Source organism: Actinosynnema sp. NPDC023658 (genome assembly GCF_040639995.1).
Taxonomy (GTDB): domain Bacteria; phylum Actinomycetota; class Actinomycetes; order Mycobacteriales; family Pseudonocardiaceae; genus Actinosynnema.
On sequence record NZ_JBFAAX010001390.1, the window covers coordinates 1 to 1,193 of the forward strand.

Genomic DNA, 1,193 nt, shown 5'->3' on the forward strand with positions numbered 1-1,193 from the left:
GGTCGGTTCGGCCAAGACCAACGTCGGACACCTCGAAGGCGCCGCGGGCGTGGTGGGACTGCTGAAGGTCGCGCTGAGCCTGGAGCACGGCGAGCTGCCGGCGAGCCTGAACTTCGCCGTGCCCCACCCGGACATCCCGTTGGCCGAGCTGAACCTGCGGGTCGCCACGGAGCTGGAACCGTGGCCGGCCGGTGCGCGCGTGGCCGGGGTGTCGTCGTTCGGCATGGGCGGCACGAACTGCCACGTCGTGGTCACCGCGCCGGAAGGGCCCGAGGAGCCGGCGGAGGGCGTCAGGCCGGCGCAGGAGGTCGCGTCGACGGACGAAGCCGCGTCGACCGGCGGCGAAGGACTCCCGGTGCTGCCGGTGCCGGTGTCCGGGCGCACGGCAGCGGCCCTGCGCGCCCAGGCGGGCCGCCTGCACGACCACCTGACAGGGCACTCCCTGGTCGACACGGGTTTCTCGCTGGCTACGACCCGGACCGCCTTCGAGCACCGCGCGGTGGTGCTGGGGTCGGACCGGGACGAGGTGCTGGCCGGGTTGCGGGCCCTCGCGGACGGCGAGGAGAGCCCGGTGGCGGTGCGCGGCGTCGAGGCGGCCGGGCGGGTGGCCTTCCTGTTCACCGGGCAGGGCAGCCAGCGGTTGGGCATGGGGCGTGAGCTGTACGACGCCGAACCGGTGTTCCGGTCCGCGCTGGACGAGGTCGACGCGCTGCTGCCGGAGCCCGTGCTGGGTGTGGTGTTCGGGGACGACGCCGGGATGCTGGACCGGACGGCGAGCGCGCAACCCGCCCTGTTCGCCGTCGAGGTGGCGTTGTTCCGGCTGTTGGAGCACCGCGGTCTGACCCCGGACGTGGTGCTGGGTCACTCGATCGGTGAGCTGGCCGCCGCGCACGTCGCCGGCGTCCTGTCACTGCCCGACGCGTGCGCGCTGGTCGGCGCGCGTGGCCGGTTGATGCAGGCGGCACGCGCCGGTGGGGCGATGATCGCGATCCAGGCCACGGAGCGGGAGGTCGTGGACGGCCTCCCGGCGGACCTGGTGAGCCTCGCGGCGGTGAACGGTCCCGAGGCCGTGGTCGTCGCGGGTGACCCGGACACCGCCGAGGCGCACGCCGGGCACTGGCGGGACAGGGGCCGCAAGACCAAGCGGCTGCGGGACAGCCACGCGTTCCACTCGCCGCACATGGACGGCGTGC

The 1,193-nt window shown here is 74.6% G+C and carries 1 protein-coding gene; it reads left to right on the forward strand.

Annotated elements, in window-relative coordinates:
• A partial coding sequence (locus tag AB0G02_RS41245; protein WP_360806314.1) for an acyltransferase domain-containing protein occupies positions 1-1,193 on the forward strand: 1,193 nt, incomplete at both ends.